The sequence below is a fragment of the Pseudomonas guangdongensis genome (assembly GCF_900105885.1).
GTDB lineage: Bacteria > Pseudomonadota > Gammaproteobacteria > Pseudomonadales > Pseudomonadaceae > Geopseudomonas > Geopseudomonas guangdongensis.
In genome coordinates, this window is record NZ_LT629780.1 from 1,165,765 (window position 1) to 1,191,310 (window position 25,546).

The window sequence follows — 25,546 nt, forward strand, 5'->3', positions numbered from 1 at the left end:
TCGTCCACCGCCGGCGTGGCGGTGGACGAGCGCTGCGCGGGGCCCTCGCCCTGCGGAGTGACGGGGCTCAGGCGTTCTCGCCCAGCCAGTCGCGGTCCTTGAGGAAGTAGTCGGTCAGGCGCGCCTCCGGGGTGCCCGGCTCCGGCTGCCAGTCGTAGCCCCAGCGCACCAGCGGCGGCAGCGACATGAGGATCGACTCGGTACGCCCGCCCGACTGCAGGCCGAACAGGGTGCCGCGGTCGAACACCAGGTTGAACTCGACGTAGCGGCCACGGCGGAAGGACTGGAACTCGCGCTCGCGCTCGCCGAAGGGCGTGGCCTTGCGGCGCCGGACGATCGGCAGGTAGGCCTCGACATAGGCGTCGCCCACCGCGCGGATGAAGGCGAAGCAGGTGTCGAAGTCCCACTCGTTGAGGTCGTCGAAGAACAGGCCGCCGATGCCGCGCGGCTCGCCGCGGTGCTTGAGGTGGAAGTAGCGGTCGCACCATTCTTTGTAGCGCGGGTAGACGTCGGCGCCGAACGGCGCGCAGGCGGCGCGGGCGATGCGGTGCCACTCGATGCAGTCTTCCTCGCTGGCGTAGTAGGGAGTCAGGTCGAAGCCGCCGCCGAACCACCAGACCGCGTCCTCGCCCTCCTTCTCGGCGCTGAAGAAGCGCACGTTGGCGTGGGAGGTGGGCACGTAGGGGTTTTCCGGGTGGATCACCAGCGACACGCCGAGGGCCTGGAAGCTGCGCCCGGCCAGTTCCGGACGGTGGGCGCTGGCCGAGGGCGGCAGGGCGTCGCCGAACACGTGGGAGAAGTTGACCCCGCCCTTCTCGATCACCGCGCCGTTCTCGATCACCCGGGTGCGCCCGCCGCCGCCGCCGGGGCGCTGCCAGGCGTCCTCGCGGAAGCGCGCGCGGCCGTCCTCGGCCTCCAGGGCGGCGCAGATGCGGTCTTGCAGGTCGAGCAGGTAGGCCTTCACGGCGGCGATACGGTCGGTCACTTTTCACCTCGGGTCCGGGTCTGGCCGCACGGTCTGGCCGGCGGCGCGCAAGTCGGCGGCAAGCATACCATCGCGGTTTGCCGGCGGCGCTTGACGCAGATCGTGGCGGGGGGTTGGATGATCGCCCTGTCATCCGCGAGGTTCCGCCCATGCCCACACGCATCCAGCTCAGCCGCCACGGCGGCCCCGAAGTGCTCGAATACGCCGACTTCACCCCGCCCGCGCCCGGCCCGCGCGAGGTGTGGGTGCGCAACCGGGCGATCGGCTTGAACTTCATCGACATCTACTACCGCGACGGCCTGTACCCGCTGAACCTGCCCTCGGGCCTCGGCAGCGAGGGCGCCGGCGAGGTCGAGGCGGTCGGCGCCGAGGTGCACGAATTCAGGGTCGGCGACCGGGTCGCCTACTGCACCGGCCCGCAGGGCGCCTACGCCGAGCTGCACTGCCTGCCGGCCGACTGCCTGGTGCCCCTGCCGGAGGCGGTGAGCTTCGAGCAGGCCGCCGCGGCGCTGCTCAAGGGCCTGACCGTGCAGTACCTGCTGCGCCAGATCGGCCGCTTCCAGGGCGGCGAGACCGTCCTGTTCCACGCCGCGGCCGGCGGCGTCGGCAGCCTGGCCTGCCAGTGGGCGAAACTGCTGGGGGTGAAGCTGATCGGCACCGTGGGCTCGGCAGAAAAGGCCGAGCGCGCCCGCGCGCTGGGCGCCTGGGCGACCATCGACTACCGCCGCGAGGACGTTCGCGCGCGGGTGCTGGAACTGACCGACGGCCAGAAATGCCCGGTGGTGTTCGACTCGGTGGGCAAGGACACCTGGGACATCTCTCTCGACTGCGTGGCCAGACGCGGCCTGCTGGTCAGCTTCGGCAACGCCTCGGGGCCGGTCAGCGGGGTCAACCTCGGCATCCTCGCGCAGAAGGGCTCGCTGTTCGTCACCCGCCCGACCCTGTCCGGCTACGCCGACACCCCCGAGCGGCTGCGCGCCATGGCCGCCGAGCTGTTCGCGCTGCTCGGCAGCGGCCAGCTGCAGGTAGACATCGCCCAGCGCCATCCGCTGCGCGAGGCGGCCGAGGCGCAGCGCGCGCTGGCGGCGCGGCAGACGGTGGGTTCGACCATCCTGCTGCCCTGAGCGGGCATGAGGCGGTGCAGGGTGGGAGGTTCGCGCAGCGATCTGCCACCGCTGCTGCGCATGGTGGGCAATTGCTGCGTGAGTTGCCCACCCTACAGGCTGCTGCCCTGAGCGGTGCGCCCTACCCCAGCCGGCAGGCGTCCAGCGCGGCGACGAGCGCGGCGGCGTCCTGTTCGCGGGCGAAGATCAGCTCCAGCCTTGAGTCGCGGCGCCATTCGCTGGGGCGCCAGTGCAGCGCCGCGCCGTCGAGGGCGTTGGCGCTGTACCAGTTGCCGTCCTCGCCATGCACCACCAGCTTGGCGCGTCGCCAGTCGAGGCCGGCCAGCCAGGCAGCCAGACGCGCGCGGTCGAAGCGCTGGCCGGGGTGCCAGCGCCAGCCGATGCTCCAGCCGTCCGCCTCGGCATGCTGGCGGCAGATCGGCTGCGCCGGGTCGCTCCACAGGGTCGGCAGCGCGGCGGGCGCGCTGGGCAGCGCGGGCGTGTCCGGCCCGTCCACGGCCTGGCTGGCATGGCCCGGCAGTTCGGCCAGGGGCAGCCGGCCCTGGGTGACCCAGCACAGCGGACGCGCCGGCAGTTGCGCGGCGAGCAGCGCCCGCGCGGTGGCGTCCAGCGTCTCGCTCTTGTTCAGCACCAGCAGCCCCGCCTCGCCCAGCGCCGCCTGCTGGGCCGCGGGCAGCGGCCGGCCGGCGGCCAGCGCGGCGGCGTCGAGCACCACCACGCTGGGCTGCACCGCCAGCACCTCGCGCCAGGGCTCCTGCTGCAGCTGGCGCAGCAGTTCGACCGGATGGCCGAGCCCGGACGGCTCGATCAGCAGGCGGTCGGGACGCGCCTGGCGCAGCAGGCGGCCGAGGCCGACCTGGAAAGGCGCGCCGTTGACGCAGCACAGGCAGCCGCCGGCGACCTCGCCGAGGGCCACGCCGTCGGCGTCGGTCGTCAGCAGCGCGGCATCCAGGCCGATCTGGCCGAACTCGTTGATCAGCACCGCCCAGCGTTCGGCGGCCGGCTTCTGCGCCAGCAGCTCGCGGATCAGGGTGGTCTTGCCGGCGCCGAGCGGCCCGGCGATCAGGTGGGTGGGGATCTGCTGGAGCATGGAAGGCCTGTGGATAACTGTGTGGGCAATCTGTGCCGGGGATGTGACCAAACTGTGCGGACAGCACAGGCCGGCCTCCTGCGCCGGCCCGCGGCACGGCCAGCCGGTCAGCGCACGCGGCGCAGCCTAGCGCGCTGCGCCGCGGCTGTCGCTCCCGTCAGCACGTTGCGCCGGCCTTGCTGTGCCGCGCCCTGCGGGCTGCCGGCTCAGTCCAGCCAGTCGAGGGTCAGCAGCAGGCGACGCTCGCCATCGGCCACTGGCGGCGAGCGGTGGACGATGGCGGTGTGCTCGTTGCCGACCCAGCGTTCGCCCTTGAGCAGGGCGACATGGCCAGCCGCCATCTTGTGGATAAGTTCCGGGCGCTGTGGTTCGGCAGCCGCCTGGCCGATCCGCTGGCGCGGCATGCTGCCTTCGCCCAGCCACTCGCTGCCCGGCCCGGCGTAGGTGCTGACCAGCCGCAGCGGCACGCGGTCGATGTGAAAGCGCGGACACATGGCCCGATCCAGCAGCCGCAGGCGCAGGCCGACGCGGCGCGCATCGAGCAGGCAGGCATAGGCGTCGAGCAGCCAGGCGACATCGGCGACGAACGCGGCATGGCCGGGCAGTCCGGCAGCCCCGCCGGCCAGCGTCGGCAGGCTGCAGCCGCTGCCGTCGGCGGCGATTTCCACGCTCAGCGACTCGGCCAGCGGCGTGCCCTGCGCCAGCAGCGCGGCGACGAAACCGGCCACCGCCGGCGACAGCTCGCGCTCCCAGATCGCCAGGTTGACCCCGTCGTGCAGCGCCTCGGCGAGCACGGCGGGATCGCTGCCGCGTATCTGGCGCGGCAGCGGTGCCAGCTGCAGGGTGGGCATCAGGCGGCCTCCTCGTCGGCCTCGGCCAGCCAGGCGTCGAACGGATCGTCCAGCGCCAGCCAGGCCTGCTCGCCGAGGGCCATTTCCGCCTCGCTTAGCAGGCAGGCGTCCAGCTCGGCGTGCAGGCGGGCGAAATCGACGTGCTGGCCGATGAACACCAGCTCCTGGCGGCGGTCGCCGCAGCCGTCCTGCCAGTGGGCGAGGATCGCCGCCTGGCTTTCCGCATCCTGTGGCCACTGCTCGCGCGGCACCGCATGCCACCAGCGCCCGGCGTAGCCGTGGCGCATCAGCCCGCCGGCCTGCGACCAGCTGCCCGCTTCCTCGGGCCGGCTGGCCAGCCAGAACCAGCCCTTGGAGCGCAGCAGGCGGCCGTTGTCCCACTCGCGGTGCAGGAAGTCGTGGAAGCGCTGCGGGTGCAGCGGCCGGCGCGCGCGCCAGGCGGTCGAGGCGATGCCGTATTCCTCGGCTTCCGGCAGATGCTCGCCGCGCAGCTCGGCCAGCCAGCCCGGCGCCTGGGCGGCGCGCTCGAAGTCGAAGCGCCCGGTATCGAGGATCTTCGCCAGCGGCACCCGGCCCATCACCATCGGCAGCACCTCGGCCTGCGGGTTGAGGCGGGCGAGCAGGGCCAGCAGCTCCTCGCGCTCGGCGCCGGAGATCAGGTCGATCTTGCTGACCAGAATCACGTCAGCGAACTCCACCTGATCGATCAACAGATCGGTGACCGAACGCTCGTCGTCCTCACCGAGGCTCTCGCCGCGCTCGGCCAGCGCCTCGGCCTCGTGCAGGTCGCGCAGGAAGTTCACCCCGTCGACCACCGTGACCATGGTGTCCAGGCGCGCCAGATCGGCGAGGCTCTGCCCGCTCTCGTCGCGGAAGGTGAAGGTCTCGGCCACCGGCAGCGGTTCGGCGATGCCGGTGGACTCGATCAGCAAGTAGTCGAAGCGCCCCGCGCCGGCCAGCCGGGCGACCTCCTCCAGCAGATCCTCGCGCAGGGTGCAGCAGATGCAGCCGTTGCTCATCTCCACCAGCTTCTCCTCGCCACGGCTGAGGCTGACGCCCTGCTGCACGGCGGCGGCGTCGATGTTCACCTCGCTCATGTCGTTGACGATCACCGCCACGCGCAGGCCGTCGCGGTTCTTCAGTACATGGTTGAGCAGGGTGCTCTTGCCGGCGCCAAGGAAGCCGGAAAGCACGGTGACGGGAAGGCGGTTGTCCATCGGAGGAACCTCGCAGGCGGGCGAACGGAAGAAAGCGGCTTGCCGTCTGTGGCGGCATTCTTGTTACAGTATAACAATCCAATCAAGACGAGACGACGCCCTCGATGAACGCTTCGCTGCTGCCGGATATCGCCGCGCAAACTTCCACCGCCTGCCTGCCGCTGCAGCGGGTCGGCATGGCCGGCATCGCCCAGCCGCTGCGCCTGCACGGCGAACGGCTGGCGGCGCGGATCGACGCCGGGGTCAGCCTCGACGACGCCGGCGCGCGCGGCATCCACATGTCGCGGCTGTACCTGGCGCTGGAGGCGCTGGAGCACGAGGAGCTGACCCCGGCGCTGCTGGCACGGCTACTCGACGCCTTCCTCGACAGCCATGCCGGGCTGTCGCAGCGCGCCCACCTGGACATCCACTGCGAGGCGCTGCTGCGCCGCCCGGCGCTGGTCAGCCCGCTGGCCGGCTGGAAGGGCTACCCGCTGCGGATCTCCGCCAGCCGCGTGCGTGGCGCGGCGCTGCGCCTCGGCCTGCGCGTGGAAATCGGCTACTCCTCGACCTGCCCCTGCTCGGCGGCGCTGGCCCGCCAGTTGATTCAGCAGCGCTTCGCCGCCGACTTCGCCGGCCGCGAGCTGCGGCAGGAGGCGGTGCTCGACTGGCTGGGCAGCAGCGCCGGAATCCTCGCCACCCCGCACAGCCAGCGCAGCCGGGCGATCCTCGACGTGCAGCTCGGCGCCGCCTGCCATGAACTGCCCCTGCTGGCGCTGATCGACGGCGCCGAAGCGGCCCTCGGCACCGCCCTGCAGACCGCGGTCAAGCGTGCCGACGAACAGGCCTTCGCCCTGGCCAACGGACAGAACCTGATGTTCTGCGAGGACGCCGCGCGGCGCCTGCACCGCGCCCTGCGCGCCCTGCCGCAGCTGGACGCCTTCAGCGTGCGCGTGGAGCACGCCGAGAGCCTGCATGCCCACGATGCGGTGGCGGAAAGCCGCTGGAGCCGGGAGGCGGCATGATCCACGCCGAAGGCCTGCAATGGGGCGTGCCGGGACGGCCGCTGACCCCGCCGCTCGACCTGCAGCTGCGGGCCGGCAGCCTGACCGCCGTGGTCGGTGCCAACGGCTGTGGTAAGAGCAGCCTGCTGCGGGTGCTGGCCGGCCTGCAGAAGCCGCTGGCCGGGCGGCTGCGGATCGCCGTGCAGGGTCTTGGCGCCATCGGCTACCTGCAGCAGCAGGCGGCCATCGACCGCCAGTTCCCCATCGAGCTGGCCGAACTGGTCGCCGCCGGCCTGTGGCGCACGCGCCTGCCGCGTGCCGCGCGGCGGGCGCGGCTCGATGCGGTGCTGGCCGCCTGGGGCCTGAGCGAACTGGCCGGCCGGCCGCTGATCGCGCTGTCCGGCGGCGAACTGCAGCGCGGCCTGCTGGCCCGTCTGGAGCTGACCGACGCACCGCTGCTGCTGCTCGACGAACCGGCCGCCGCCCTCGACGAGGCCGGTCAGCGCCTGCTCTGGCAGCGCCTTGCCGACTGGCAGCGCAGTGGCCGCACCCAGCTGGTGGTCTGTCACGATCTGGCCGGTGCGCGCGCGCACCTGCCGGACTGCCTGCAGATCCGTGCCGATGGCTGCCGCTGCGGGCCAGCCCGCGACCTGCTGGACGCACCGCTGGCACAGGTGGCCTGATGCTCGACCTGCTGTGGCAGCCCTTCGCCGAATTCGCCTTCCTGCGCCGCGCCCTGGCCGGTGGCGTGGCGCTGGTCCTGAGCATCGCCCCGCTGGGGGTGTTCCTGATGCTGCGCCGCATGAGCCTGATGGGCGATGCCATCGCCCACGGCGTACTGCCCGGCGCGGCACTGGCGTTCTGGCTGTACGGCCTGAGCCTGCCGGCCCTGGCCGCCGGCGGCCTGATCGCCGGCCTCGGCATGGCGGCGCTGGCGGCCTGGGTGACGCGGCGCACCGGCCTGCGCGAAGACGCCAGTCTGGCCGCCATCTACCCGATCGCACTGGCCAGCGGCGTGCTGCTGCTCGGCCTGGCCGGGCGGCGCATCGACCTGCTGCACCTGCTGTTCGGCTCGGCGCTGGCGGTGGACGCCGCGACCCTGCGCAGCATGCTGATCGTCTCCGCCGCCAGCCTGCTGCTGCTGGCGCTGATCTACCGCCCGCTGGTGCAGGACAGCCTCGACGCCCTGTTCTTGCGCAGCGTCAGCCGCCGGGGTGCGCCGGCCTATGCGCTGTTCCTCGCCCTGGTGGTGCTCAACCTGGTGTCCGGCCTGCATGCCATCGGCGCGCTGATGGTGATCGGCCTGCCGGTGCTGCTCGGACTGGCCGCCGCCCTCGGCGCGCTGTGCGTCTGGCTCGGCCTGCTGCTGTCGTTTTACGCCAACCTGCCGAGCGGGCCGTGCATCGTGCTGCTCGCCGGTATCGCCTACCTGCTGTCGGTATGCCTCGGGCCGGTTCACGGCCTGCTGCGCCGCAGCCCGCCACCCATGCCCTGCTGAGGATCGCGCCATGCGCCGACTGTTTGCCCTGCTTGCCCTGTGCCTGCCCCTGACCCTGCACGCCGCCGACCGGCCGCAGGTGGTCGCCACCTTCAGCATCCTGGCCGACCTGACCCGCGAGATCGGCGGCGACGACATCGAGCTGACCAGCCTGGTCGGCGCCGATGCCGACGCCCATGTGTTCGAGCCGAGTCCGCGCGACCTGCGCCAGATCCTCGCCGCCGACCTGCTGATCGCCAACGGCCTGGGCTTCGAACCCTGGCTGGAGCGCCTGTGGGCCAGCGGCGAGGCGCGCGGCCGGCGCATCGACGCCAGTGCCGGGGTGCTGCCGCTGCAGGTCGAGGAGGACGGCCGGCGCAGCGCCGATCCGCACGCCTGGCAGAGCCTGGGCAACGCCGAGATCTATGCGCGCAACATCGCCCGCGCGCTGAGCGAGCTGGACCCGGCCAACGCCGCCGACTACGAGGCGCGCCGCGATGCCTGGCTGGCGCAACTGGATGCCCTGCGCGGCGAAATCGCCCCGCACCTGAGCGCGCTGCCCGCCGAGCGCCGCCGGGTAGTGACCAGCCACGATGCCTTCGGCTACTTCGCCCGCGAGTGGGATCTGCAGTTCAGCGCCGCCCAGGGCGTCAGCGACGCCGCCGAGCCTGCGGCGGCCGAGATCGCTGCGCTGATCCGCCAGCTGCGCGAGGAACAGGTACGCGCCCTGTTCGTGGAGAACATCCGCGATCCCCGGCTGATCGAACAGATCGCCGCCGAGGCCGGCGCCCGGGTCGGCAGCCCCCTGTACTCCGACGCCCTGGCCGCCGAGGGGCCGGCCAGCAGCTATCTGGGCATGTACCGGCAGAACGTCGAGCGGCTGCTCGAAGTGCTGCAGCCGTGAGCCTCTGGCTGCAGCTGGAGCAAGCCGGCGCCGGCCGTCAGCGATCACTCGACGAGGTGCTGGCGGCGATCCCGTGGAATGCCGACGGCCTGATCGCCGCCATCGCCCAGCAGCACGACAGCGGCGAGGTGCTGATGCTGGCCTGGATGAACCGCACTGCGCTGGAGGAAACCCTGCGCAGCGGCCGGGTCTGTTACTGGTCGCGCTCGCGCCGCGCGCTATGGCGCAAGGGCGAGAGCGGCGGCCATGTCCAGCGACTGCTCGTCGCCCACCTGGACTGCGACGGCGATGCGCTGCTGCTGCAGGTCGAGCAGCAGGGACCGGCCTGCCATACTGGCCGCCGTTCCTGCTTCTACAACCGCCTGGAGGACGACCGCCTGACGGTCGCCAGCTCGCCGCCATGAAAAGCCTGCTGATCGCGCTGGTGCGCTTCTATCAATACGTCATCAGTCCGCTGATCGGCCCGCGCTGCCGTTTCCAGCCGACCTGCTCGCAGTACGCGGTCGAGGCGCTGCAGCGCCACGGCGCGCGGCGTGGTGGCTGGCTGACCCTGCGCCGGCTGGCGCGCTGCCACCCGTGGGGCGACTCGGGTTACGACCCGGTACCGCCCTGCGCCTGCCGGCGCGACGGCGACGCACGGCGGCACTGAGCGGCCTGCCCAGAACGGGCGCGGCGTGCCCTGCCAGCGGCGCACTGGCGAAGCCGGCGATCTGCATCTATGTTCTCTGGCTCTTTGCCACCAGCCCCCGGGAGTCTCCGCCCTGATGAACATCGCCGCTCTGCGCGCCCACATCGATTCTGCCCTGCAGCACGAAGCCCTCCATCACGCCCTGACCCGCGACATCGAGGCGCGTCTGGACGAGTTGCACCGCGCCATCCGCCTGCCCGGCGAGGAGCCGGCCGCGACCCTGCTGCGCTTCGTGCATGTCTATGTGGGCGAGGTGCCCGACCTGCTCGAAGCCGCCGCCAGCGTCGCCGACCAGGCCGGCCTCGATGCGCAGGTCCGCCCGCTGTTGCGTCTGGCCGAGGCCTTCTTCCTCAGCCCGCCGGCGCTGCTCGACGGCCATCACGGCCTGGAGGCGATCCTCGACGAGGCCTACCTGGCCCACCGTCTGGTCGAAGAGGTCAACGACCGCTACATCCTGCACTTCGGCCAGCCGCTGATTCCCCTGGACACCACCGCCGCCAACCTGGTCGCCCACGCGCTGATCGGCGACGCCTTCGCCAACCGCCTGGACGCCGCCGTGCAGCAGGCCTGCGAGGTACTGCTGGAGGCGCGGATCTTCGCCAGCGATTCGGCGCAGCGTTACCGCGAGCAGCTCGCCAGCCCGACGCTGGAGGCCGCCTGGCAGCGCTGGCCGTGCCTGTCGCGGCGCCTCGGCGTGGAGCTGCGCTTCACCCACTGAGCGCCAACGAAAACGCCCCGCGCGCCTGACGGCGCGCGGGGCGTTGGCATGACCGGCGGGGCTCAGCCGCCGAAGCGCGAGCGCGGCGTGGCCATCGGCACCACCTCGCCGTCCAGCGGCAGGAAGCGTCCGCTCTCGGCGTCGTAGGCGATGATTTCGCTGGTCTCGATGTTGTACACCCAGCCATGGATGAACACCTGGCCGCTGGCCACCCGCGCCGCCACCGAGGGGTGGGTCAGCAGGTGGTTGAGCTGGGCCACCACGTTCTCCTCGGTGAGCAGCTCCAGGTGTTCCTGGCCGCAGTCGCAGCGGTCGAAGTTCTGCTCCACCACGGTGCGCGCGACCTCGGCATGGCGCAGCCAGCCCTTTACCGTCGGCATGCTTTCCAGCGACTGCGGGTTGAGCACCGCTTTCATCGCGCCGCAGTCGGAGTGGCCGCAGATGATGATGTGGCGCACGCCCAGGGCGACCACCGCGTACTCGATGGCGGTGGACACGCCGCCGTTCATCTGCCCGTAGGGCGGCACCACGTTGCCGACGTTGCGGGTGACGAACAGGTCGCCCGGCGAGCTCTGGGTGATCAGCTCGGGGACGATGCGCGAGTCGGCGCAGGTGATGAACATGGCGCGCGGGTTCTGCGCGGTGGCGAGCTTCTTGAACAGCTCTTCCTGGGCCGGGAAGACTTCGCTGCGAAAGCGCTTGAAGCCCTCGACGATGCTGCCCAGCGCGGCGTCGGCGCTGGATGGCGTGTGCTTCTCTTGTACGGGTTCTTTCACGATCGGCTCTCCGCGCCGCACGTCCGCCCGGCTTGTGGCTGCGGACGCTTCACGGCTGCTGTTAACGACAACGGCGGCGGCGCACAAGTCACACCGCCCGACACGGATTTGGCGGCCGGCGCGGCGCCGCGGGGTGGCCGGGCCGGCGGCGGCAGCCTTCGCCGGGCGCCGCTACTGTGCGGCGGCGCCGAGCGGCACATGGCGCGGCGGTGGCCGGCGCGGAATAATGCCGCCTTCCCCGCCCCCGGAGCCTTGCCGTGACCCTGATCCGCCGCGAAACCTTCGACGACCTGCCCTGCTGGCGGGTGCAGACCCCCGACGCCGAGCTGCGCATCGTCGAGCAGGGCGCACAGATCCTCGACTACCGCCGCCACGGCGAACCGCCGCTGCTCTGGCTCAGCGAGCAGGCGCGCGGCGAGCGCGGCCAGTCGGTGCGCGGCGGGGTGCCGGTGTGCTGGCCGTGGTTCGGCGATCTGGCGCGCAACCCGGCCGCCCTGCTCGCCCAGTACCGCGGCGCCGCCGCGCCCTTCCACGGCCTGGTGCGCACCCTGCCCTGGGAGTGCCGCGAGCAGGGCGTGGTCGACGGCGTGGCGCGCCTGCTGCTGGTCTGCCCGCAGCCCGAGAGCGGCCTGCCCGGCTGGCCGCAGGCGGTCGAGGTGGCCCTGGAGATCCGCCTCGGCGCGCGCCTGGAGATCGCCCTGCACAGCCGCAACACCGGGCCGCGGCCGGTGTGGATCAGCCAGGCGCTGCACAGCTACTTCGCGGTCGGCGACATCCGCCAGGTGCGCGTCGAGGGGCTGGACGGCTGCCGCTACATCGAGACCCTCGACGGCTGGCGCGAATGCCGCCAGCAGGGCGCGCTGCGCTTCGCCGGCGAGACCGACCGCCTGTACCTCGACCTGCCGGCGCGGCTGAGCCTGGTCGATCCGCTCTGGCAGCGCCGGCTGTGCCTGGAAACCCGCGGCTCGCGCTCGGCGGTGCTGTGGAACCCGTGGATCGACAAGGCGCAGCGCCTGTCGCAGTTCGCCGCCGACGCCTGGCAGCGCATGCTGTGCATCGAGACCGCCAATGTCTGGGACGACTGCGTGGAGCTGGCGCCGGGCGGCGAACACGCGCTGCGCCTGAGCCTGTGGAGCGAGCCGCTGGCGGGAGATGCCTGAGGGCGTCGGTGCGGCAGATCCCCAGGTGCTTGCCGAGGCGGACCTGCCGGCACGGCGAGGGCGCCGCACCGGCCGATTGCGCGGCTGCGGCGGGGACGGACGAGCGCCCCGGCGGCGATTGACTTTCCCGCGCGGGCGCCTCGAATATGTGCAGAAAATCCAACGAGGTGTTCAGCCATGAGCTCCAGCGGTATCGCCGAATCGGCCGTCGCCAGCCTCGCCGCCGGCGAGCGCCAGCGTTTCCTCGACCGCCACCCGCGCTGCGCCGAACTGGCCGCGCGGGCGCGCCATGCGCTGTTCGGCGGCGTGCCGATGCACTGGATGAGCGACTGGTCGACGCCGCTGCCGCTGTTCGTCGAGCGCGCCCAGGGCGCGCGCTTCGTCGACGTCGACGGCCACGAGTACATCGACTTCTGCCTCGGCGACACCGGCAGCATGTTCGGCCATTCGCCGGCGCCGATCGCCCAGGCGCTGCGCGAGCAGGCCGGCAACGGCCTGACCAGCATGCTCCCCGGCGAGGACGCAGTGGTCTGCGGCGAGCTGCTCGCCGAGCGCTTCGGCCTGCCCTACTGGCAGGTGACCACCACCGCCACCGACGCCAACCGCTTCGTGCTGCGCTGGGCGCGGGCGATCACCGGACGCAAGGTGATCCTGCTGTTCGACGGCTGCTACCACGGCACCGTCGACGAGGCCATGGTGCGCGGGCGCGACGGGCGCACCGTGCACCGCCCCGGGCTGATCGGCCAGGCGCGCAACCTGACCCAGCACAGCCGCGTGGTGCCGTTCAACGACCTGGCCGCGCTGGAGGCGGCGCTGGCGCCGGGCGACGTCGCCGCGCTGCTCTGCGAGCCGGCGCTGACCAACATCGGCATGGTGCTGCCCGAGCCCGGCTTCCTCGCCGCGGTGCGCGAGCTGACCCGCCGCGCCGGCACCCTGCTGATCCTCGACGAGACCCACACCATCTCCACCGGCCCCGGCGGCTGCACCCGCGCCTGGAGCCTTGAGCCCGACTTCCTGACCCTCGGCAAGCCGGTGGCCGGCGGCGTGCCCTGCGCGGTGTACGGCTGCAGCGCGGCCATGGCCCAGGCCATGCAGCTGGCCCGCCAGCACGCCAGCGAGCAGGGCCACGGACACGGGCACAGCGGCATGGGCACCACCCTGTCGGCCAACGCCCTGGCCATGCACTGCATGCGCGCCAGCCTCGAACGGGTGATGACCCCGGCGGCCTACGCGCACATGCTGGCCATGGCCGCGCGCCTGGCGGCGGGGCTGCGCGCGCTGCTCGCCCGCCACGCCCTGCCCTGGTCGGTGAACGAGCTGGGTGCGCGCTGCGAGTTCCAGTTCTGTGCCACGCCGCCGCAGAACGGCGCCGAGGCCGAGGCGGCCTTCCACGACAGCCTGCAGCAGGCCCTGCACCTGTACCTGATCAACCGCGGCATCCTGATCACCCCGTTCCACAACATGACCCTGTGCTGCCCGGACACCTCGGCCGCCGACGTCGACCGCCTGCTCGCCGTCCTCGACGAGGCGCTGAGCGCGCTGCTGGCGATCCCCGGCGCGCGGGCGGGCTGAGCCATGACCGCCTACCCTGCCGGCGGCGCGCCGGGGCGCTGATCCGCGCGTGCCGACGCTCCGGCGTCGGCACGTCAGCGGCCGCCGCCGGAGCGCGCCAGCCCTCGGGCCGGATGCGCCGCGCGCCCCGCCCCCGCCGTACCGTCGCCACACAAGGATTGCCCCCATGCGTTTCGCCGATCTCCAGGAAGCCGACGCCTTCCTCGCCGCCCATCCCGAGGTGCAGAGCTTCGAGCTGTTCGTCATCGACCCCTGCGGCGTGCCGCGCGGCAAGCTGCTGCGCCGTGAGGAGCTGCGCGCCGTCTACCAGAGCGGCCGGCCGCTGCCGAGCAGCATCCTCGGCCTGACCATCCGCGGCGAGGACGTCGACGCCACCGGGCTGGTCTGGGACGTCGCCGACGCCGACTGCTGGGCCTTCCCGCTGCCCGGCAGCCTCGCCCTGCAGACCTGGCGCGCGCAGCCCACCGCGCAGTTGCAGGTGTCGATGCACCCGAGCCACGGCCTGCCGGCCAGCGTCGCCGACCCGCGCCACGTGCTGGCGCGGCAGGTCACCGCCCTGCAGGCCGAGGGTTACCGCCCGGTGATGGCCGCCGAGCTGGAGTTCTACCTGCTCGACCGGCAGCGCGACGCCGCCGGCCGGCCGCAGCCGGCGCGCCAGGCCAACGGCGTACGCCCGCAGGCGCCGCAGGTCTACGGCGTGCTGGAGCTGGAGCAGCTGGCGCCGTTCCTCGACGACCTCTACGCCGCCTGCGCCGCGCAGAACCTGCCGGCGCGCACGGCGATTTCCGAGTACGCGCCGGGACAGGTGGAAATCACCCTCGAACACCGCACGGATGCCCTGCAGGCGATGGACGAGGCGGTGCGCTACAAGCGCCTGGTGCGCGGGGTGGCGCACAAACACGGCCATCAGGCCTGCTTCATGGCCAAGCCGTTCGGCGAGCTGGCCGGCAGCGGCCTGCACCTACACGTCAGCCTGGCCGACGCGGCCGGCAACAACCTGTTCGCCAGCGAGGAGCCGACGGGAACGCCGCTGCTGCGCCAGGCCATCGGCGGCCTGCTGGAGACCCTCGACGACGGCCTGGCGGTGTTCTGCCCCAACGCCAACTCGTTCCGCCGCCTCCAGGCCAACAGCTACGCGCCGCTGGCGAAAAGCTGGGGGGTGAACAACCGCACCGTGTCGCTGCGCGTGCCGGGCGGACCGGCGGCCGGCCGGCACATCGAGCACCGCATCTGCGGCGCCGACGCCAATCCCTATCTCGCCGCCGCGTTGCTGCTGGCCGGCATCCGCCGCGGCCTGCGCGAGGGGCTCGATCCCGGCGCTCCCATCGACGGCAACGGCTACGCCCAGGCGCGCGAGACGCTGCCCACCGACTGGCTGAGCGCGCTGCGCGCGCTGGAGCGGTCGGCCTGGGCGCGCGAGGCCCTCGGCGCGGATTTCCACCGCGTCTACCTGGCGATCAAGCAGGAGGAATACCGCCAGTTCATGGCCGAGGTCGGCGAGCAGGACTGGCGCTGGTACCTCGGCCACGCCTGAGCGCGGCCCGGCGCCGCGCTCAGAAGAACGCCTGGATGCCGGTCTGCGCGCGGCCGAGGATCAGCGCGTGGATGTCGTGGGTGCCCTCGTAGGTGTTGACCACCTCCAGGTTGACCAAGTGGCGAGCCACGCCGAACTCGTCGCTGATGCCGTTGCCGCCGAGCATGTCGCGGGCGTTCCGGGCGATCTCCAGCGCCTTGCCGCAGCTGTTGCGCTTCATGATCGAGGTGATCTCCACCGCCGCGCTGCCCTCGTCCTTCATCCGCCCCAGGCGCAGGCAGCCCTGCAGGGCCAGGCAGATCTCGGTCTGCATGTCGGCGAGCTTCTTCTGGATCAGCTGGTTGGCGGCCAGCGGGCGGCCGAACTGCTGGCGGTCCAGCACGTACTGGCGTGCGGTGTGCCAGCAGGCCTCGGCGGCGCCCAGCGCGCCCCAGGCGATGCCGTAGCGCGCCGAGTTCAGGCAGGTGAACGGGCCTTTGAGGCCGCGCACCTCGGGGAAGGCGTTGTCCTCGGGGACGAACACGCTGTCCATGACGATCTCGCCGGTGATCGAGGTGCGCAGGCCGATCTTGCCGTGGATGGCCGGGGCGGACAGCCCGGCCCAGCCCTTCTCCAGCACGAAGCCGCGGATCTCGCCGGCCTCGTCCTTTGCCCAGACCACGAACAGGTCGGCGATCGGGCTGTTGGTGATCCAGGTCTTGCGCCCGGACAGCCGCCAGCCGCCGTCGACCTTGCGCGCCCGGCTGGCCATGGCGCCGGGGTCGGAGCCGTGGTCCGGCTCGGTCAGGCCGAAGCAGCCGATCCACTCGCCGCTGGCCAGCCTGGGCAGGTACTGGCGGCGGGTCGTCTCGTGGGCGAACTCGAAGATCGGCAGCATCACCAGCGAGGACTGCACGCTCATCATCGAGCGGTAGCCCGAGTCGATGCGCTCGATCTCGCGGGCGATCAGCCCGTAGCAGACCTGGTTGAGGCCGCTGCCGCCGTACTCGGCGGGCAGGGTCGCGCCGAGCAGGCCGAGCGCGCCCATCTCGCGGAAGATCGCCGGGTCGGTGGTTTCCTGGCGGAACGCCTGCAGCACCCGCGGGGCCAGGTGCCCGGCGGCGAACTGCCGCGCGCTGGCCTGCACCATGCGTTCCTCGTCGCTCAGCTGCCGGTCGAGCAGCAGCGGGTCTTCCCAGTTGAAACGGGCCTTGGCCATGAGCGAATCTCCGGTGGTTGTTGTCGTTTGTCTCGATGCTAGGCCGCCTTGACGTTCGCGGCAATCGAGGCGGGCCGCTGCCTTTTGCCGGCCACTGGAGTAATGTTGACGTATGGGTGGCGCCGGTTTTCGGCGCACGGGTGGCCGGCAGTCCGCGCGCCGGCACGCCCGCCCTGCCGAGAGGACGCACAAGGAGGAAACGATGCCGTTCATGTCTCGCCCCACGCCTGCGCTGCTGCTGGCCGCGCTGCTGCTCGGCGGCTGCGCCGACGAGCAGGCGCCGGCGGCGATCCCGCGGGCCGACGGCCATTACGTGCGGGTGGTCGAGCTGGCCGACGGCCAGCGCAGCGTCCTGGAGGCGCATGTGGTGCGCAACGGGCAAGCGCGCTTCGTCGCCGCCGAACTGGACGCCAAGCAGCGCATCAAGGCGCACTTCCCGCTGGCGCGCAATGCGGTGGTGGAGATGGGCAGTTGCGGCGCGGTGCTGTGGACGCCGCCGGCGAACGTGCTCAATCCCCGCGAATGGATGGCGGTGCGCGCCGGCGGCGCGGCGGACTGTCCGATTCCGCTGCACGCCAGCAGCTGGACGGTGCTGGGCACCGGTCGCTGAGCGCCGCCCGGCGCCGGCGGTCTAGCCGCGCAGGCCGGCGGAGAGCAGGGCGATCGAGCAGTCGTCGCTGCTCTTGCGGGCGAAGGCCTGCTCCAGGTTGGCGGCGAGGATCGCCTCCATCTTGGCCTTGGGCAGCGTGGCGTTCCAGCCCAGCAGCTTCTGGATGGCGCCCGCCGCCGGGGTGCCGGAGGCCTTGAGGTAGAGGCTTTCCGCGGTGCCGTCGCTCATCACCACGAAGCCCAGCGGGCCGGCGTCCTCGCCGCGCAGGATGCGCAGGTGGCGCACCGCCGAGGCGTCGGTGAGAAAGCGCGTGGTGTTGGCGAACTCGCCGTTGTCGGGGGGCGACAGCGCCTCGACCTGGCCGCCGGCACCGAGCCGGGCGATCAGCCCGTCGCCCAGGTGGCCGGCCAGGTAGCGGCCGCCCTGGTGGACGACGAACAGCAGGGTGCAGGCCAGGTCCTCGACCCGGCAGTCCATGCGCTTGGCCTGCCGGCGCAGGGCCGCCAGGCAGTAGTCGGCGAGCTGCCGGGCGACGCCGGGGGCATCCGTGGCGGACTGCGCCCAGAGCGCGTCGAAGTGCCGGCAGACGAAGCGGATCGTCGCGCGCACCGCCACCTCGGCGCCGAACTCCGAATGCGGCCGCGAGCCGGCGCCGTCCGCCAGGGCGATGCAGGCGATGTCGCGGCCCTGACGGCTCGACACGTAGTCCTGGCAGGGCGTCTGGGTTTGCGCGTGGGAGCGCCCGACGATGCGGGCGCAGGCCGTCTTGTAGCGGAATTCGGCAGCCGTGGTCGACATGGAACTCAGACTCTCCCCCAGGCGCTGATCCCGGCGACGTCCAGCTCCACCGCCTCGCCCGGGGTGGACTGCGAGACGCGCGACACGCTGCGGCTCAGCCAGGTGAAGAAGTCGGCGAAGTTGAGGCCGTTGAGGCGCAGCGGCGGACGCATCGGCGACAGCCGGCCGAGCACCTGCAGGTTGGCGGCGTCGCCGATGGCGATGGGGAACACGGTGAGCTTCTTGTCGGCCACCAGGCTCTCGATGCGCGCTGCGGCCAGGGCGATGTCGTCGGTCGGCTCGCCGTCGGTCATGATCACCATCCACGGCTGGTAGTAGTCGACGCCGGCGCGCTTGTAGTCCTCCTTGCGCGCCTCCAGCAGGTCGAGGGCGAGGGTCACGCCCTGGCCCATCGGGGTCATGCCGTTGGCCTTCAGGTCGGGCACTTCCTGGCGCTCGATGGACATGAAGTCCAGGGCCTTCTGCACGCTGCTGCCGAAGGTGACGATGCTGATCTCCACGGCGTACTGCGCCACCTCGTCTTGGCGGATGGCCTCGAAGAACATCTGTACGCCCGATTGCAGCTCCTGGATCGGCGCGCCGTCCATCGAGCTGCTGACGTCGAGGACCAGGCAGATGGGAACGCGGGCGGTCGGGTTCTCGACGAGGTCTTCCTGACGGAGTACGTATTCTTCTTGCATGTCTGTCCCTTCTTCTGTGGCGGGGTGTTGGGTCACGGGCGGGCGCAGCAGCGCCGTCAAAAAAAACCGAGGAACCCCCGTGGCGGCTTGCCGCCCGCCGGACGCGGGGCGGCGCGTGGCGCGGGGCCGGGGGCCGGGGCGGGCGCGGGGCGGGCGAAGCCCTGGCCCAGCAGCGGCAGGCGCAGGCCGACCGCCTGCTGGGTGCGGCGGCTCTGGTCGGCCATCTGTTCGAGGTTGGCGCGGTTCACGCACTCCGGGCACCAGGTCTGCTTGCCCTGGCGCTGCATGCTGCGCAGCCATTGTTCCGATTCGATGTAGCGCGCGCCGCACTTGCCGCACAGCGCGTCCATCGGGTCGCGGATGCGAAAGCCCATGGGGAACAGCTCGTCGCTGGTGTGCTCCTTCTCCAGCGAGTAGCGGTAGCGCTGCAGCAGGCGCTGCCACTCGTCGATCGGGGTGCGCCGGTTCATCCGGAAGGTGTTGTGGAAGGCCTCGCGCAGCGGATAGGGCAGGTTGCTCCAGATCCGCTGCCAGGGGCCCTGCGGGGCGTTCTTGCCGGGGAAGTTGTCCTCGCCCTGGATGAACAGGTAGGGGAAGTCCATGGCCTTGATGTTGTCCATCGGCGAGCCGCCGCCCTGCTGCGAGTAGGGCGGCTTGCCCGGATGCAGGAACATGAACAGCATGGTCGCCACGGCGAACAGTTCGTGCTCCTTGCTGCGCAGGTAGTCGCCGTAGTGGCGGCCCTGGATCTCCGGCGCGGTGAAGTTCACCGTGCCGACCGGGCAGGGGAAGTTCTCGATCTGGAAGCTGTCGGTGTCGACCAGCCACAGCTGGCGGCTGTCCTCGCCGACCAGCAGGTTCAGCGGGTTGATGTCGCCGACGATGATGTTCAGCCGGTGCAGGAAGTCGATGTGCTCGACGAAGGCGATGCACAGGTTGACCAGGTCGCGGCGCCGCCAGTGCGGGAAGTTCTTCTCCAGCACCGGCTTGACGAACATGCTCGACTGCACGGTGCGTCCGCTGGCGCGCGGCATCAGGTAGCCGATGAACTCGCCGGCCTCGTTGAGGGCCAGTTCGGTGGGCCAGCACAGGCCGGGGCGCTCGATCCGCCGGCTGACCATCAGCTCGATCTTGCGCCGGCGCAGCTCGCTCAGCTTGTGCGGATGGTAGACCTTGCAGACTTCGCCGGCGCTGTCGGTGGCGAAGATGCTGCCCTCGCCGCCGGCGCTGATCGCCGCGCCGAGCCGCAGATGCCGCCCGGACGGAGTGCGGATCGCCGCGCCGCTGGCCGGCAGCTGGCGCACGCTGAGCGGACGGTCGCTCTCGGTGAGCGGGGTGCTCGGCAGGGCGAAGGGAGCGACCGGCGGAGTCGGGCTGGCCGGCGCGGGCGCTGCCGGCAGCGGCGCGCGGCGCGGCGGGCCGTCCCACAGCGCCACCGGGACGCCCGCCGCCTCGGCCTGGCGGGCCAGCGGGCGGTCGCGACTGATCAGGATCATCGCGTAGTCGCGGGCCAGCTGCAGCAGCTTGGCGGCCGCCTGGTCCCCGGCGCGGCCGAGCAGGAACAGCGCGCCGCCGCGAAACTCGATGTGCTGCAGGCTGTCGCCCGGCTGCAGCGCGCGGCCGTCGGGCAGCGCGGTCATGGGCTGCGCCGGGCGCTTGCCGAGGGTGCGCAGGAGCGCCTGGGCGTTCTGCCCGACCGGCGCGTCCTGTGGCGCACACTCCAGCCCGCCGGTCGCGGCGGCGATCAGGAACGGCGTCCCGCTGCGCTGGCGGATCCGGGCCAGGATGTCCGGATCGTCGAGAAACACGCGGGTATCAATCAGGATGTTTGCGCTGTGCTGGGCCATTGCGGGAGTTCGACTGGGGGAAACGGGTACGCCAGGCGTCAATCTCATTTCCGGGGCGATGTCAAGACGCAAGCCTAACCTATCGTCAGAACCATTGCCATCGCCCCGGGCGCTGCCGCCGGCCGGGGCTGCGGCGCGCCAGGGAAGCCACTATGACAGCACGCCGTCGGCGTGCTTTGACGCGGCGCAGCATGGGGCGCATCGCCTGCCGAACGGGCGCCGTGACGGGCTCGCGGGATTGCCGAGAGGTGCGATTGACAGCGCTCGAAGGGCCGGCTTAGGCTCGGTCGACGGCATGCCGGAGCGCTCCCGAGGATTGCGCGGGAGGTGCCGCGGCGCCCGCCGGCCGCACCGCAGCGGCCAGCCGTGTTGCGCAGCAGGAAGGGGAGGAACAGGCCCGCGCAGCCGGTGATCGTCGAGCAGGGAAGCTGTCCGCAGGATGTCGGGCAGAGCAGAACAGGTGAAATGTGAGACCGGCTCCCCGCTGCCCCGCTGCCCCGCTGCCCCGCCAGCGCGCCGGCGCGTGGATTTCGCCGCAACCCCAACTAGCCAGAAGAATAACAACATGAAACTGAAACTGACCCTCAGCCAGCGCATTCTCGCCGCCGTGGTCGCCCCGCTGGTGGCCATCTTTGCCATCCTCGGCGGGCTGATCACCGTCCAGCTCAACGATTCGGTGCCGGCCCTCATCGAGGACGGCAGCCGCGCCCAGGTCGAGGCCCGCGGCGACGAAGTCAGCCGCTGGCTGGGCGGCTACCAGCGCTGGCTGGGCCTGCTGGCCCAGGACAGCGAACTGCGCGACGGCCGCGAACTGGCGGCCTACCAGGCCTGGCTGGCGCAGCGTCACAAGGGCGATGCGGCCATCGAGACGCTGTTCTTCGCCAACCGCGACGGCCTGGCCATCACCCACGACGGCAAGGCGCCCAACGTGCGCGAGCGCGAGTACTTCAGGAAGCTGGTGGTCGAGGGCAGCGCCGAGCGCGTCCTCGCCAATCCGGTCCTCTCGCTGGTCACCGGCCGCCCGGTGGCGGTGATGGCCGAGGTGGTCACCGACGCCCGCGGCGAGCGCATCGGCCTGGTGGCGATGGCCCTGTCGATGGACGAGCTGTCGCGCATGGCCTCGGGGCTGGAAATGGGCGCCGGCAGCTACGGCTGGGTGGTCGACGGCAACGGCATGCTGGTCGCCCACCCCTCGCCCGAGGCGCGGATGAAGATCAACGTGACCGCCGCCGACCAGCACGGCTATCGCGGCCTGGATGCCCACGGCCAGCGCTTCGTGCGCGGCGAGGCGGGGATCGGCGGGATCCTCAACCCGCAGGGCGAGGCGATGACCATGATCTGGTCGCCGATTTCCGGCACCCCGAACTGGACGGTCGGCGTATCGGTGCCGGACAGCACCTTCACCGCTGCCACCCGCAGCCTGCTGTGGGGCGTCGGTCTGGTGATCGGCCTGTCGCTGCTGATCATCGTGGTGCTGAACACCGTGGTGACCCGCCGCCTGCTGCGCCCGATCAGCCACACCGCGCGGGCCATGGAGGATATCGCCCGCGGCGAGGGTGACCTGACCCGGCGTCTGCAGGTGTCCAGCAACGACGAACTGGGCGAGCTGGCGCGGCAGTTCAACGCCTTCGTCGAGCGCATGCAGGGCACCCTGAAGGAAGTGCGCAAGAGTACCTACGCGGTGCTGGACGGCTCCCAGCAGGTCAGCCAGGGCGCCGAGGAGCTGGCGGCGCGTACCGAGCAGCTGGCGGCCAACCTGCAGGAAACCTCGGCCTCGATGGAGGAGATCACCTCCACGGTGAGCCACACCACCGAGTCGGCCAGCCAGGCCAACCAACTGGCCAGCGGCGCGGCGCACATCACCCGCCAGGGCAGCGAGGCGATGCAGCAGGTGGGCAGCACCATGGGCGAGATCAACGAGTCGGCGGGCCGCATCGGCGACATCATCTCGATGATCGACTCGATCGCCTTCCAGACCAACATCCTCGCCCTCAACGCCTCGGTGGAGGCGGCGCGGGCCGGCGAGCACGGTCGCGGCTTCGCGGTGGTCGCCCAGGAAGTGCGCACCCTGGCCAGCCGCGCCGGTGCGGCGGCGCAGGAGATCCGCGCGCTGATCGACACCTCGGTCGGCCACACCCGCCAGGGTACGCAGATCGTGCAGAAGGCCGGCGGCACCATGCGCGAGATCCTCGACAGCGTCACCCGGGTGTCCGACGTGATCGCCGAGATCAGCAGCAGCGCCCGCGAGCAGAGTGCCGGCATCGGCCAGATCAACACCGCGGTGGCGGAGATGGATGCGATGACCCAGGCCAATGCGGCGATGGTCCAGCAGAGCTCCAGCGCCGCGCAGCAGATGCGCGAGAGCGCGCTGCGCCTGGGCGAACTGGTCGATGGCTTCATCCTCGGCGACGAGGAGCCGGCGGCAGGCGGCAATCGCAACGGCGCGCCGCAGACGGCGACCCGGCCGAGCCGCAGCGTCGAGTTCGGCTGAGTCGTACAGGCCGCCGCGCCCCACCAGACCCCCGCGCCCGCACGCGGGGGTTTTGCGTTCTGCTCCTCGGGTGCGCGCCGTGGGAGAAAAGCCTACCCCAGCGACGCCAGACCGGGCTGTCCCAGTAGCCCTAGGCGCTTGCGCCCGGTACATGAAGGGGGGGCAACCGGAGGCGGCAAGCATTGGCGAGGTGCGGAAACGACTGCGCCGCCCGGAGGCGGCGCAGTCTTGCAGCGGTCAGTGGATCAGGCGATCACTTCTTGCCCAGCATGTGGCCGGTCTGCTGCATGTTGGTGTGCCAGGAGAAGGCCTCGCTGAGGATGTGCGGGGTCTGGCCGCCGACGGTGGCGCAGGCGCGGTCGAAGTAGTCCTGCATGGCCGGGCGGAAGTCCGGGTGCACGCAGTTGTCGATGATCACCTGGGCACGCTCGCGCGGGGCCAGGCCGCGCAGGTCGGCCAGACCCTGCTCGGTGACGATGATGTCGACGTCGTGCTCGTTGTGGTCGACGTGCGGGATCATCGGCACGGCGGAGGAGATGGCGCCGCCCTTGGCGATGGACTTGGTGACGAAGATGGCCAGGTGGGCGTTGCGGGTGAAGTCGCCCGAGCCGCCGAGGCCGTTCATCATGTGGGTGCCGTTGACGTGGGTCGAGTTGACGTTGCCGTACATGTCGAACTCGAGGGCGGTGTTGATGCCGATGATGCCGATGCGACGGACGATCTCCGGGTGGTTGGAGATTTCCTGCGGGCGCAGCACCAGCTTGTCCTTGTACTTGTCGAGGTTGGCCATCACGTGGTGGCACATGCGCTCGGACAGGGTGAAGGAACAGCCGGAGGCGGCGGCCAGCTTGCCGGCGTCGAACAGTTCGAAGGTGGAGTCCTGCAGCACCTCGGAGTACATGGTCATGCCGGTGAAGTTGGACTTCAGCAGGCCGCTCATCACGGCGTTGGCGATGGTGCCGACGCCGGCCTGCAGCGGCAGCAGGCTGGGGGTCAGGTTGCCGCACTCGACTTCCTTCTCCAGGAAGGCGATCAGGTGGTCGGCGATGGCCTGGGTCTCGTCGTCGGACGGCAGCACCGCGGAGTAGGAGTCTTCCTGGTCGGTGATGACGATGGCGGCGATCTTCGCCGGGTCGCAGGGAATGTACGGGGTGCCGATACGATCCTGGCCGTTGATCAGCGGGATCGGGCCGCGGCCCGGGCGCTTGGCCGGCAGGTAGATGTCGTGCAGGCCTTCCAGGGCGGCCGGGTGGGCCAGGTTCAGCTCGACGATGACCACGTCGGCTTCGGCGAAGCTGGCCGAGTTGCCCACGGAGGTGGTCGGCACGATGCCGCCGTTCTCGGTGATGGCGCAGGCTTCGATGATCGCCACGTCGACCTTCGGCAGGCTGCCGGCACGCAGCTGCTCGGCGGTGTCGGAGAGGTGCTGGTCGATGAACATCACTTCGCCGCTGTTGATCGCCTTGCGCAGGCCGGCGTCGGACTGGAACGGCATGCGGCGGGCCAGCAGACCGGATTCGGCCATCAGCTTGTCCATATCGTTGCCCAGGCTGGCGCCGGTGATCAGGGTGATCTTCAGTTCTTCCTGGCGAGCGCGCTCGGACAGGGCGATCGGCAGCTTCTTGGCTTCGCCGGCGCGGGTGAAGCCGCTCATGCCAACGGTGTTGCCGTTCTTGACCAGCTTGGCCGCTTCTTCGGCGGTGGTGATCTTGTCGGTCAGGGACTGCAGGCGAATACGATCGGAGTACTGGGACATGGAGCGGTTCCTTTGATACGGCCTAGGGCGACATACAGTGCGCCGAGTCTAAGGATTCACTATCGTTACGCCTTTAAGACTAAGGTCGTAATGTGCCGAACGGTTTTCCGCCGTGATCGCGACCTTTTGCCACAGCACCGGCCCTTGGCGGATCGGCAAAGACGCGGCCCGGCGATCCCGGCGCAGGCCTGGGCGAGAGCCTCCGGGCGGGGGCGCGAGGCGCCATTGTGGCGGGCCGGGCGCGATCTGCGGTACGGGTTGCCGGCATTCAATATATTGAAAGATATTTTGTTTTGATGCAGATTGTCTGGCGTCAGATGCTTGCGGAGTCGCCATGGCCGCCCATCCCGTCGATCTGTCGCCCCTGCAGCAAGCCGCCGGCCGGGCGGCCCGCCTGCTCAAGACGCTGGGCAATCCCGAGCGCCTGCTGCTGTTCTGCCAGCTGGCCGAGGGCGAGCGCAGCGTCGGCGAGCTGCAGGCAACGCTGGGCATCCTCCAGCCAACCCTGTCGCAGCAGCTCGGCGTGCTGCGCCGCGAGGCGCTGGTGGCGACCCGCCGCGCCGGCAAACAGGTCTACTACCGGATCACCGACCCGGCGGCGCTGGCGCTGATCCATACCCTTTATCGGCAGTTCTGCACGGAGGAGTGTCCATGAACATCGACTGGGCCAGTTTCACCCCCTGGAGCGCGCTGGCCGGCGGCATCCTGCTCGGCTTGGCGAGCGGGCTGTTCGTCCTGGCCAACGGGCGCATCGCCGGGATCAGCGGGCTGCTCGGCAGCCTGTTCAATCCGCAGGCCGGCGGCCGCCTGGACAGCCTGCTGTTCGTCCTCGGCCTGCTGCTGGCGCCCTGGCTGTGGCAGGCGTTCGCCGCCTTGCCGGCCATCGAGATGCAGGTCGGCGTGCCGGCCCTGCTGCTGGCCGGCCTGCTGGTCGGCTTCGGCGCGCGCCTCGGCGCCGGCTGCACCAGCGGCCATGGCATCTGCGGCCTGTCGCGGCTGTCGCCGCGCTCGCTGGTCGCCACCCTGTGCTTCATGGCCAGCGGTTTCGCCAGCGTCTTCGTCGTCCGCCACCTGCTCGGAGCCTGAA

At 71.4% G+C, this 25,546-nt stretch carries 25 protein-coding genes; 15 read left to right on the forward strand and 10 right to left on the reverse strand.

Annotated elements, in window-relative coordinates; translation table 11 throughout:
* Nucleotides 1-67: 67 nt before the first annotated feature.
* A complete protein-coding gene (hemF, locus tag BLU22_RS05565) occupies nucleotides 68-985 on the reverse strand; it encodes an oxygen-dependent coproporphyrinogen oxidase (protein ID WP_090212768.1) in 918 nt (305 codons plus the stop codon).
* Between the two features lie 149 nt (nucleotides 986-1,134).
* On the opposite strand from hemF, the gene BLU22_RS05570 reads away from it, so the two are divergent.
* Nucleotides 1,135-2,109 carry a quinone oxidoreductase family protein gene (locus BLU22_RS05570; protein ID WP_090212769.1) on the forward strand — a complete coding sequence of 325 codons (975 nt, stop codon included), beginning with the start codon at nucleotides 1,135-1,137 and terminating at the stop codon, nucleotides 2,107-2,109.
* 121 nt (nucleotides 2,110-2,230) lie between these two features.
* On the opposite strand, the gene BLU22_RS05575 is transcribed toward BLU22_RS05570, so the two are convergent.
* From BLU22_RS05575 to zigA, 3 genes are all read right to left on the reverse strand, one after another.
* A complete protein-coding gene (locus BLU22_RS05575) occupies nucleotides 2,231-3,199 on the reverse strand; it encodes a CobW family GTP-binding protein (protein WP_090212770.1) in 969 nt (322 codons plus the stop codon).
* Nucleotides 3,200-3,405: 206 nt separating this feature from the next.
* Nucleotides 3,406-4,050, reverse strand: coding sequence for a DUF1826 domain-containing protein (locus BLU22_RS05580; RefSeq protein ID WP_090212771.1), 645 nt, complete (start codon nucleotides 4,048-4,050; stop codon nucleotides 3,406-3,408).
* Nucleotides 4,050-5,267, reverse strand: a complete 1,218-nt coding sequence (gene zigA, locus BLU22_RS05585) for a zinc metallochaperone GTPase ZigA (protein ID WP_090212772.1) — start codon at nucleotides 5,265-5,267, stop codon at nucleotides 4,050-4,052. Before zigA ends, BLU22_RS05580 begins: the two co-directional genes overlap by 1 nt.
* Before the next feature lie 104 nt (nucleotides 5,268-5,371).
* Between zigA and folE2 the strand changes: the two genes are divergently transcribed.
* The 7 genes from folE2 to BLU22_RS05620 all read left to right on the forward strand — a co-directional run bounded on the left by folE2 (nucleotide 5,372) and on the right by BLU22_RS05620 (nucleotide 10,037).
* Nucleotides 5,372-6,271 (forward strand): GTP cyclohydrolase FolE2, encoded by a 900-nt coding sequence (gene folE2 / locus BLU22_RS05590; protein WP_090212774.1) that lies wholly within the window; start codon nucleotides 5,372-5,374, stop codon nucleotides 6,269-6,271.
* Entirely contained in the window at nucleotides 6,268-6,933 is a 666-nt protein-coding gene (locus BLU22_RS05595) for a metal ABC transporter ATP-binding protein (RefSeq protein WP_090212776.1), read from the forward strand. Before folE2 ends, BLU22_RS05595 begins: the two co-directional genes overlap by 4 nt.
* Nucleotides 6,933-7,748 carry a metal ABC transporter permease gene (locus BLU22_RS05600; RefSeq protein WP_090212777.1) on the forward strand — a complete coding sequence of 272 codons (816 nt, stop codon included), beginning with the start codon at nucleotides 6,933-6,935 and terminating at the stop codon, nucleotides 7,746-7,748. The genes BLU22_RS05595 and BLU22_RS05600 overlap by 1 nt, the downstream gene beginning before the upstream one ends.
* A 10-nt stretch (nucleotides 7,749-7,758) precedes the next feature.
* Nucleotides 7,759-8,631, forward strand: coding sequence for a metal ABC transporter solute-binding protein, Zn/Mn family (locus BLU22_RS05605; protein WP_090212779.1), 873 nt, complete (start codon nucleotides 7,759-7,761; stop codon nucleotides 8,629-8,631).
* Nucleotides 8,628-9,035, forward strand: coding sequence for a phosphoribosyl-AMP cyclohydrolase (gene hisI, locus BLU22_RS05610; protein WP_090212781.1), 408 nt, complete (start codon nucleotides 8,628-8,630; stop codon nucleotides 9,033-9,035). Before BLU22_RS05605 ends, hisI begins: the two co-directional genes overlap by 4 nt.
* Entirely contained in the window at nucleotides 9,032-9,280 is a 249-nt protein-coding gene (yidD, locus tag BLU22_RS05615; RefSeq protein ID WP_090212782.1) for a membrane protein insertion efficiency factor YidD, read from the forward strand. The genes hisI and yidD overlap by 4 nt, the downstream gene beginning before the upstream one ends.
* Before the next feature lie 115 nt (nucleotides 9,281-9,395).
* Complete coding sequence (locus tag BLU22_RS05620) at nucleotides 9,396-10,037, forward strand: hypothetical protein (protein ID WP_090212784.1); 642 nt, start codon at nucleotides 9,396-9,398, stop codon at nucleotides 10,035-10,037.
* 62 nt (nucleotides 10,038-10,099) lie between these two features.
* Here BLU22_RS05620 and BLU22_RS05625 read toward each other — a convergent pair whose 3' ends face one another.
* Complete coding sequence (locus BLU22_RS05625) at nucleotides 10,100-10,813, reverse strand: carbonic anhydrase (protein WP_231975277.1); 714 nt, start codon at nucleotides 10,811-10,813, stop codon at nucleotides 10,100-10,102.
* Between the two features lie 257 nt (nucleotides 10,814-11,070).
* Between BLU22_RS05625 and BLU22_RS05630 the strand changes: the two genes are divergently transcribed.
* The 3 genes from BLU22_RS05630 to BLU22_RS05640 all read left to right on the forward strand — a co-directional run bounded on the left by BLU22_RS05630 (nucleotide 11,071) and on the right by BLU22_RS05640 (nucleotide 15,079).
* Nucleotides 11,071-11,973, forward strand: a complete 903-nt coding sequence (locus BLU22_RS05630; protein ID WP_090212785.1) for a D-hexose-6-phosphate mutarotase — start codon at nucleotides 11,071-11,073, stop codon at nucleotides 11,971-11,973.
* 177 nt (nucleotides 11,974-12,150) lie between these two features.
* On the forward strand, nucleotides 12,151-13,545 hold the full coding sequence (locus BLU22_RS05635; protein ID WP_090212787.1) for an aspartate aminotransferase family protein: 1,395 nt from the start codon (nucleotides 12,151-12,153) through the stop codon (nucleotides 13,543-13,545).
* A gap of 166 nt (nucleotides 13,546-13,711) precedes the next feature.
* Entirely contained in the window at nucleotides 13,712-15,079 is a 1,368-nt protein-coding gene (locus tag BLU22_RS05640) for a glutamine synthetase family protein (RefSeq protein WP_090212788.1), read from the forward strand.
* 19 nt (nucleotides 15,080-15,098) lie between these two features.
* Here the strand turns inward: BLU22_RS05640 and BLU22_RS05645 are convergent, their stop codons facing one another.
* Nucleotides 15,099-16,277, reverse strand: coding sequence for an acyl-CoA dehydrogenase (locus BLU22_RS05645; protein ID WP_090212790.1), 1,179 nt, complete (start codon nucleotides 16,275-16,277; stop codon nucleotides 15,099-15,101).
* A gap of 202 nt (nucleotides 16,278-16,479) precedes the next feature.
* Between BLU22_RS05645 and BLU22_RS05650 the strand changes: the two genes are divergently transcribed.
* Nucleotides 16,480-16,887 (forward strand): hypothetical protein, encoded by a 408-nt coding sequence (locus BLU22_RS05650; RefSeq protein WP_090212791.1) that lies wholly within the window; start codon nucleotides 16,480-16,482, stop codon nucleotides 16,885-16,887.
* Nucleotides 16,888-16,908: 21 nt separating this feature from the next.
* Here BLU22_RS05650 and BLU22_RS05655 read toward each other — a convergent pair whose 3' ends face one another.
* Genes BLU22_RS05655 through BLU22_RS05665 form a run of 3 tightly spaced genes read right to left on the reverse strand, consistent with a single transcriptional unit; the run spans nucleotide 16,909 to nucleotide 20,212 of the window.
* Nucleotides 16,909-17,685: a PP2C family serine/threonine-protein phosphatase gene (locus BLU22_RS05655; RefSeq protein WP_090212793.1), complete on the reverse strand. Its 777-nt coding sequence runs from the start codon at nucleotides 17,683-17,685 to the stop codon at nucleotides 16,909-16,911.
* 5 nt (nucleotides 17,686-17,690) lie between these two features.
* Nucleotides 17,691-18,365 (reverse strand): VWA domain-containing protein, encoded by a 675-nt coding sequence (locus tag BLU22_RS05660; protein WP_090212794.1) that lies wholly within the window; start codon nucleotides 18,363-18,365, stop codon nucleotides 17,691-17,693.
* 56 nt (nucleotides 18,366-18,421) lie between these two features.
* Nucleotides 18,422-20,212: a hypothetical protein gene (locus tag BLU22_RS05665; protein WP_090212796.1), complete on the reverse strand. Its 1,791-nt coding sequence runs from the start codon at nucleotides 20,210-20,212 to the stop codon at nucleotides 18,422-18,424.
* 565 nt (nucleotides 20,213-20,777) lie between these two features.
* On the opposite strand from BLU22_RS05665, the gene BLU22_RS05670 reads away from it, so the two are divergent.
* Nucleotides 20,778-22,703 carry a methyl-accepting chemotaxis protein gene (locus BLU22_RS05670; RefSeq protein ID WP_157718974.1) on the forward strand — a complete coding sequence of 642 codons (1,926 nt, stop codon included), beginning with the start codon at nucleotides 20,778-20,780 and terminating at the stop codon, nucleotides 22,701-22,703.
* A gap of 253 nt (nucleotides 22,704-22,956) precedes the next feature.
* Here the strand turns inward: BLU22_RS05670 and BLU22_RS05675 are convergent, their stop codons facing one another.
* Nucleotides 22,957-24,459 (reverse strand): acetyl-CoA hydrolase/transferase family protein, encoded by a 1,503-nt coding sequence (locus BLU22_RS05675; RefSeq protein WP_090212799.1) that lies wholly within the window; start codon nucleotides 24,457-24,459, stop codon nucleotides 22,957-22,959.
* Nucleotides 24,460-24,793: 334 nt separating this feature from the next.
* Between BLU22_RS05675 and BLU22_RS05680 the strand changes: the two genes are divergently transcribed.
* Together BLU22_RS05680 and BLU22_RS05685 are read left to right on the forward strand one after the other, a co-directional pair.
* Entirely contained in the window at nucleotides 24,794-25,114 is a 321-nt protein-coding gene (locus BLU22_RS05680) for an ArsR/SmtB family transcription factor (protein ID WP_090212801.1), read from the forward strand.
* On the forward strand, nucleotides 25,111-25,545 hold the full coding sequence (locus tag BLU22_RS05685) for a YeeE/YedE family protein (protein WP_090212802.1): 435 nt from the start codon (nucleotides 25,111-25,113) through the stop codon (nucleotides 25,543-25,545). The genes BLU22_RS05680 and BLU22_RS05685 overlap by 4 nt, the downstream gene beginning before the upstream one ends.
* Nucleotide 25,546 lies beyond the last annotated feature (1 nt).

Excerpts from the sequence above, each read along its gene's own strand:
- BLU22_RS05570 (WP_090212769.1), top strand. The coding sequence starts at position 1,135 with ATGCCCACACGCATCCAGCTCAGCCGCCACGGCGGCCCCGAAGTGCTC.
- BLU22_RS05575 (WP_090212770.1), bottom strand. The coding sequence starts at position 3,199 with ATGCTCCAGCAGATCCCCACCCACCTGATCGCCGGGCCGCTCGGCGCC.
- BLU22_RS05580 (WP_090212771.1), bottom strand. The coding sequence starts at position 4,050 with ATGCCCACCCTGCAGCTGGCACCGCTGCCGCGCCAGATACGCGGCAGC.
- zigA (WP_090212772.1), bottom strand. The coding sequence starts at position 5,267 with ATGGACAACCGCCTTCCCGTCACCGTGCTTTCCGGCTTCCTTGGCGCC.
- folE2 (WP_090212774.1), top strand. The coding sequence starts at position 5,372 with ATGAACGCTTCGCTGCTGCCGGATATCGCCGCGCAAACTTCCACCGCC.
- BLU22_RS05595 (WP_090212776.1), top strand. The coding sequence starts at position 6,268 with ATGATCCACGCCGAAGGCCTGCAATGGGGCGTGCCGGGACGGCCGCTG.
- BLU22_RS05600 (WP_090212777.1), top strand. The coding sequence starts at position 6,933 with ATGCTCGACCTGCTGTGGCAGCCCTTCGCCGAATTCGCCTTCCTGCGC.
- BLU22_RS05605 (WP_090212779.1), top strand. The coding sequence starts at position 7,759 with ATGCGCCGACTGTTTGCCCTGCTTGCCCTGTGCCTGCCCCTGACCCTG.
- yidD (WP_090212782.1), top strand. The coding sequence starts at position 9,032 with ATGAAAAGCCTGCTGATCGCGCTGGTGCGCTTCTATCAATACGTCATC.
- BLU22_RS05620 (WP_090212784.1), top strand. The coding sequence starts at position 9,396 with ATGAACATCGCCGCTCTGCGCGCCCACATCGATTCTGCCCTGCAGCAC.
- BLU22_RS05635 (WP_090212787.1), top strand. The coding sequence starts at position 12,151 with ATGAGCTCCAGCGGTATCGCCGAATCGGCCGTCGCCAGCCTCGCCGCC.
- BLU22_RS05640 (WP_090212788.1), top strand. The coding sequence starts at position 13,712 with ATGCGTTTCGCCGATCTCCAGGAAGCCGACGCCTTCCTCGCCGCCCAT.
- BLU22_RS05645 (WP_090212790.1), bottom strand. The coding sequence starts at position 16,277 with ATGGCCAAGGCCCGTTTCAACTGGGAAGACCCGCTGCTGCTCGACCGG.
- BLU22_RS05650 (WP_090212791.1), top strand. The coding sequence starts at position 16,480 with ATGCCGTTCATGTCTCGCCCCACGCCTGCGCTGCTGCTGGCCGCGCTG.
- BLU22_RS05655 (WP_090212793.1), bottom strand. The coding sequence starts at position 17,685 with ATGTCGACCACGGCTGCCGAATTCCGCTACAAGACGGCCTGCGCCCGC.
- BLU22_RS05660 (WP_090212794.1), bottom strand. The coding sequence starts at position 18,365 with ATGCAAGAAGAATACGTACTCCGTCAGGAAGACCTCGTCGAGAACCCG.
- BLU22_RS05665 (WP_090212796.1), bottom strand. The coding sequence starts at position 20,212 with ATGGCCCAGCACAGCGCAAACATCCTGATTGATACCCGCGTGTTTCTC.
- BLU22_RS05670 (WP_157718974.1), top strand. The coding sequence starts at position 20,778 with ATGAAACTGAAACTGACCCTCAGCCAGCGCATTCTCGCCGCCGTGGTC.
- BLU22_RS05675 (WP_090212799.1), bottom strand. The coding sequence starts at position 24,459 with ATGTCCCAGTACTCCGATCGTATTCGCCTGCAGTCCCTGACCGACAAG.
- BLU22_RS05680 (WP_090212801.1), top strand. The coding sequence starts at position 24,794 with ATGGCCGCCCATCCCGTCGATCTGTCGCCCCTGCAGCAAGCCGCCGGC.
- BLU22_RS05685 (WP_090212802.1), top strand. The coding sequence starts at position 25,111 with ATGAACATCGACTGGGCCAGTTTCACCCCCTGGAGCGCGCTGGCCGGC.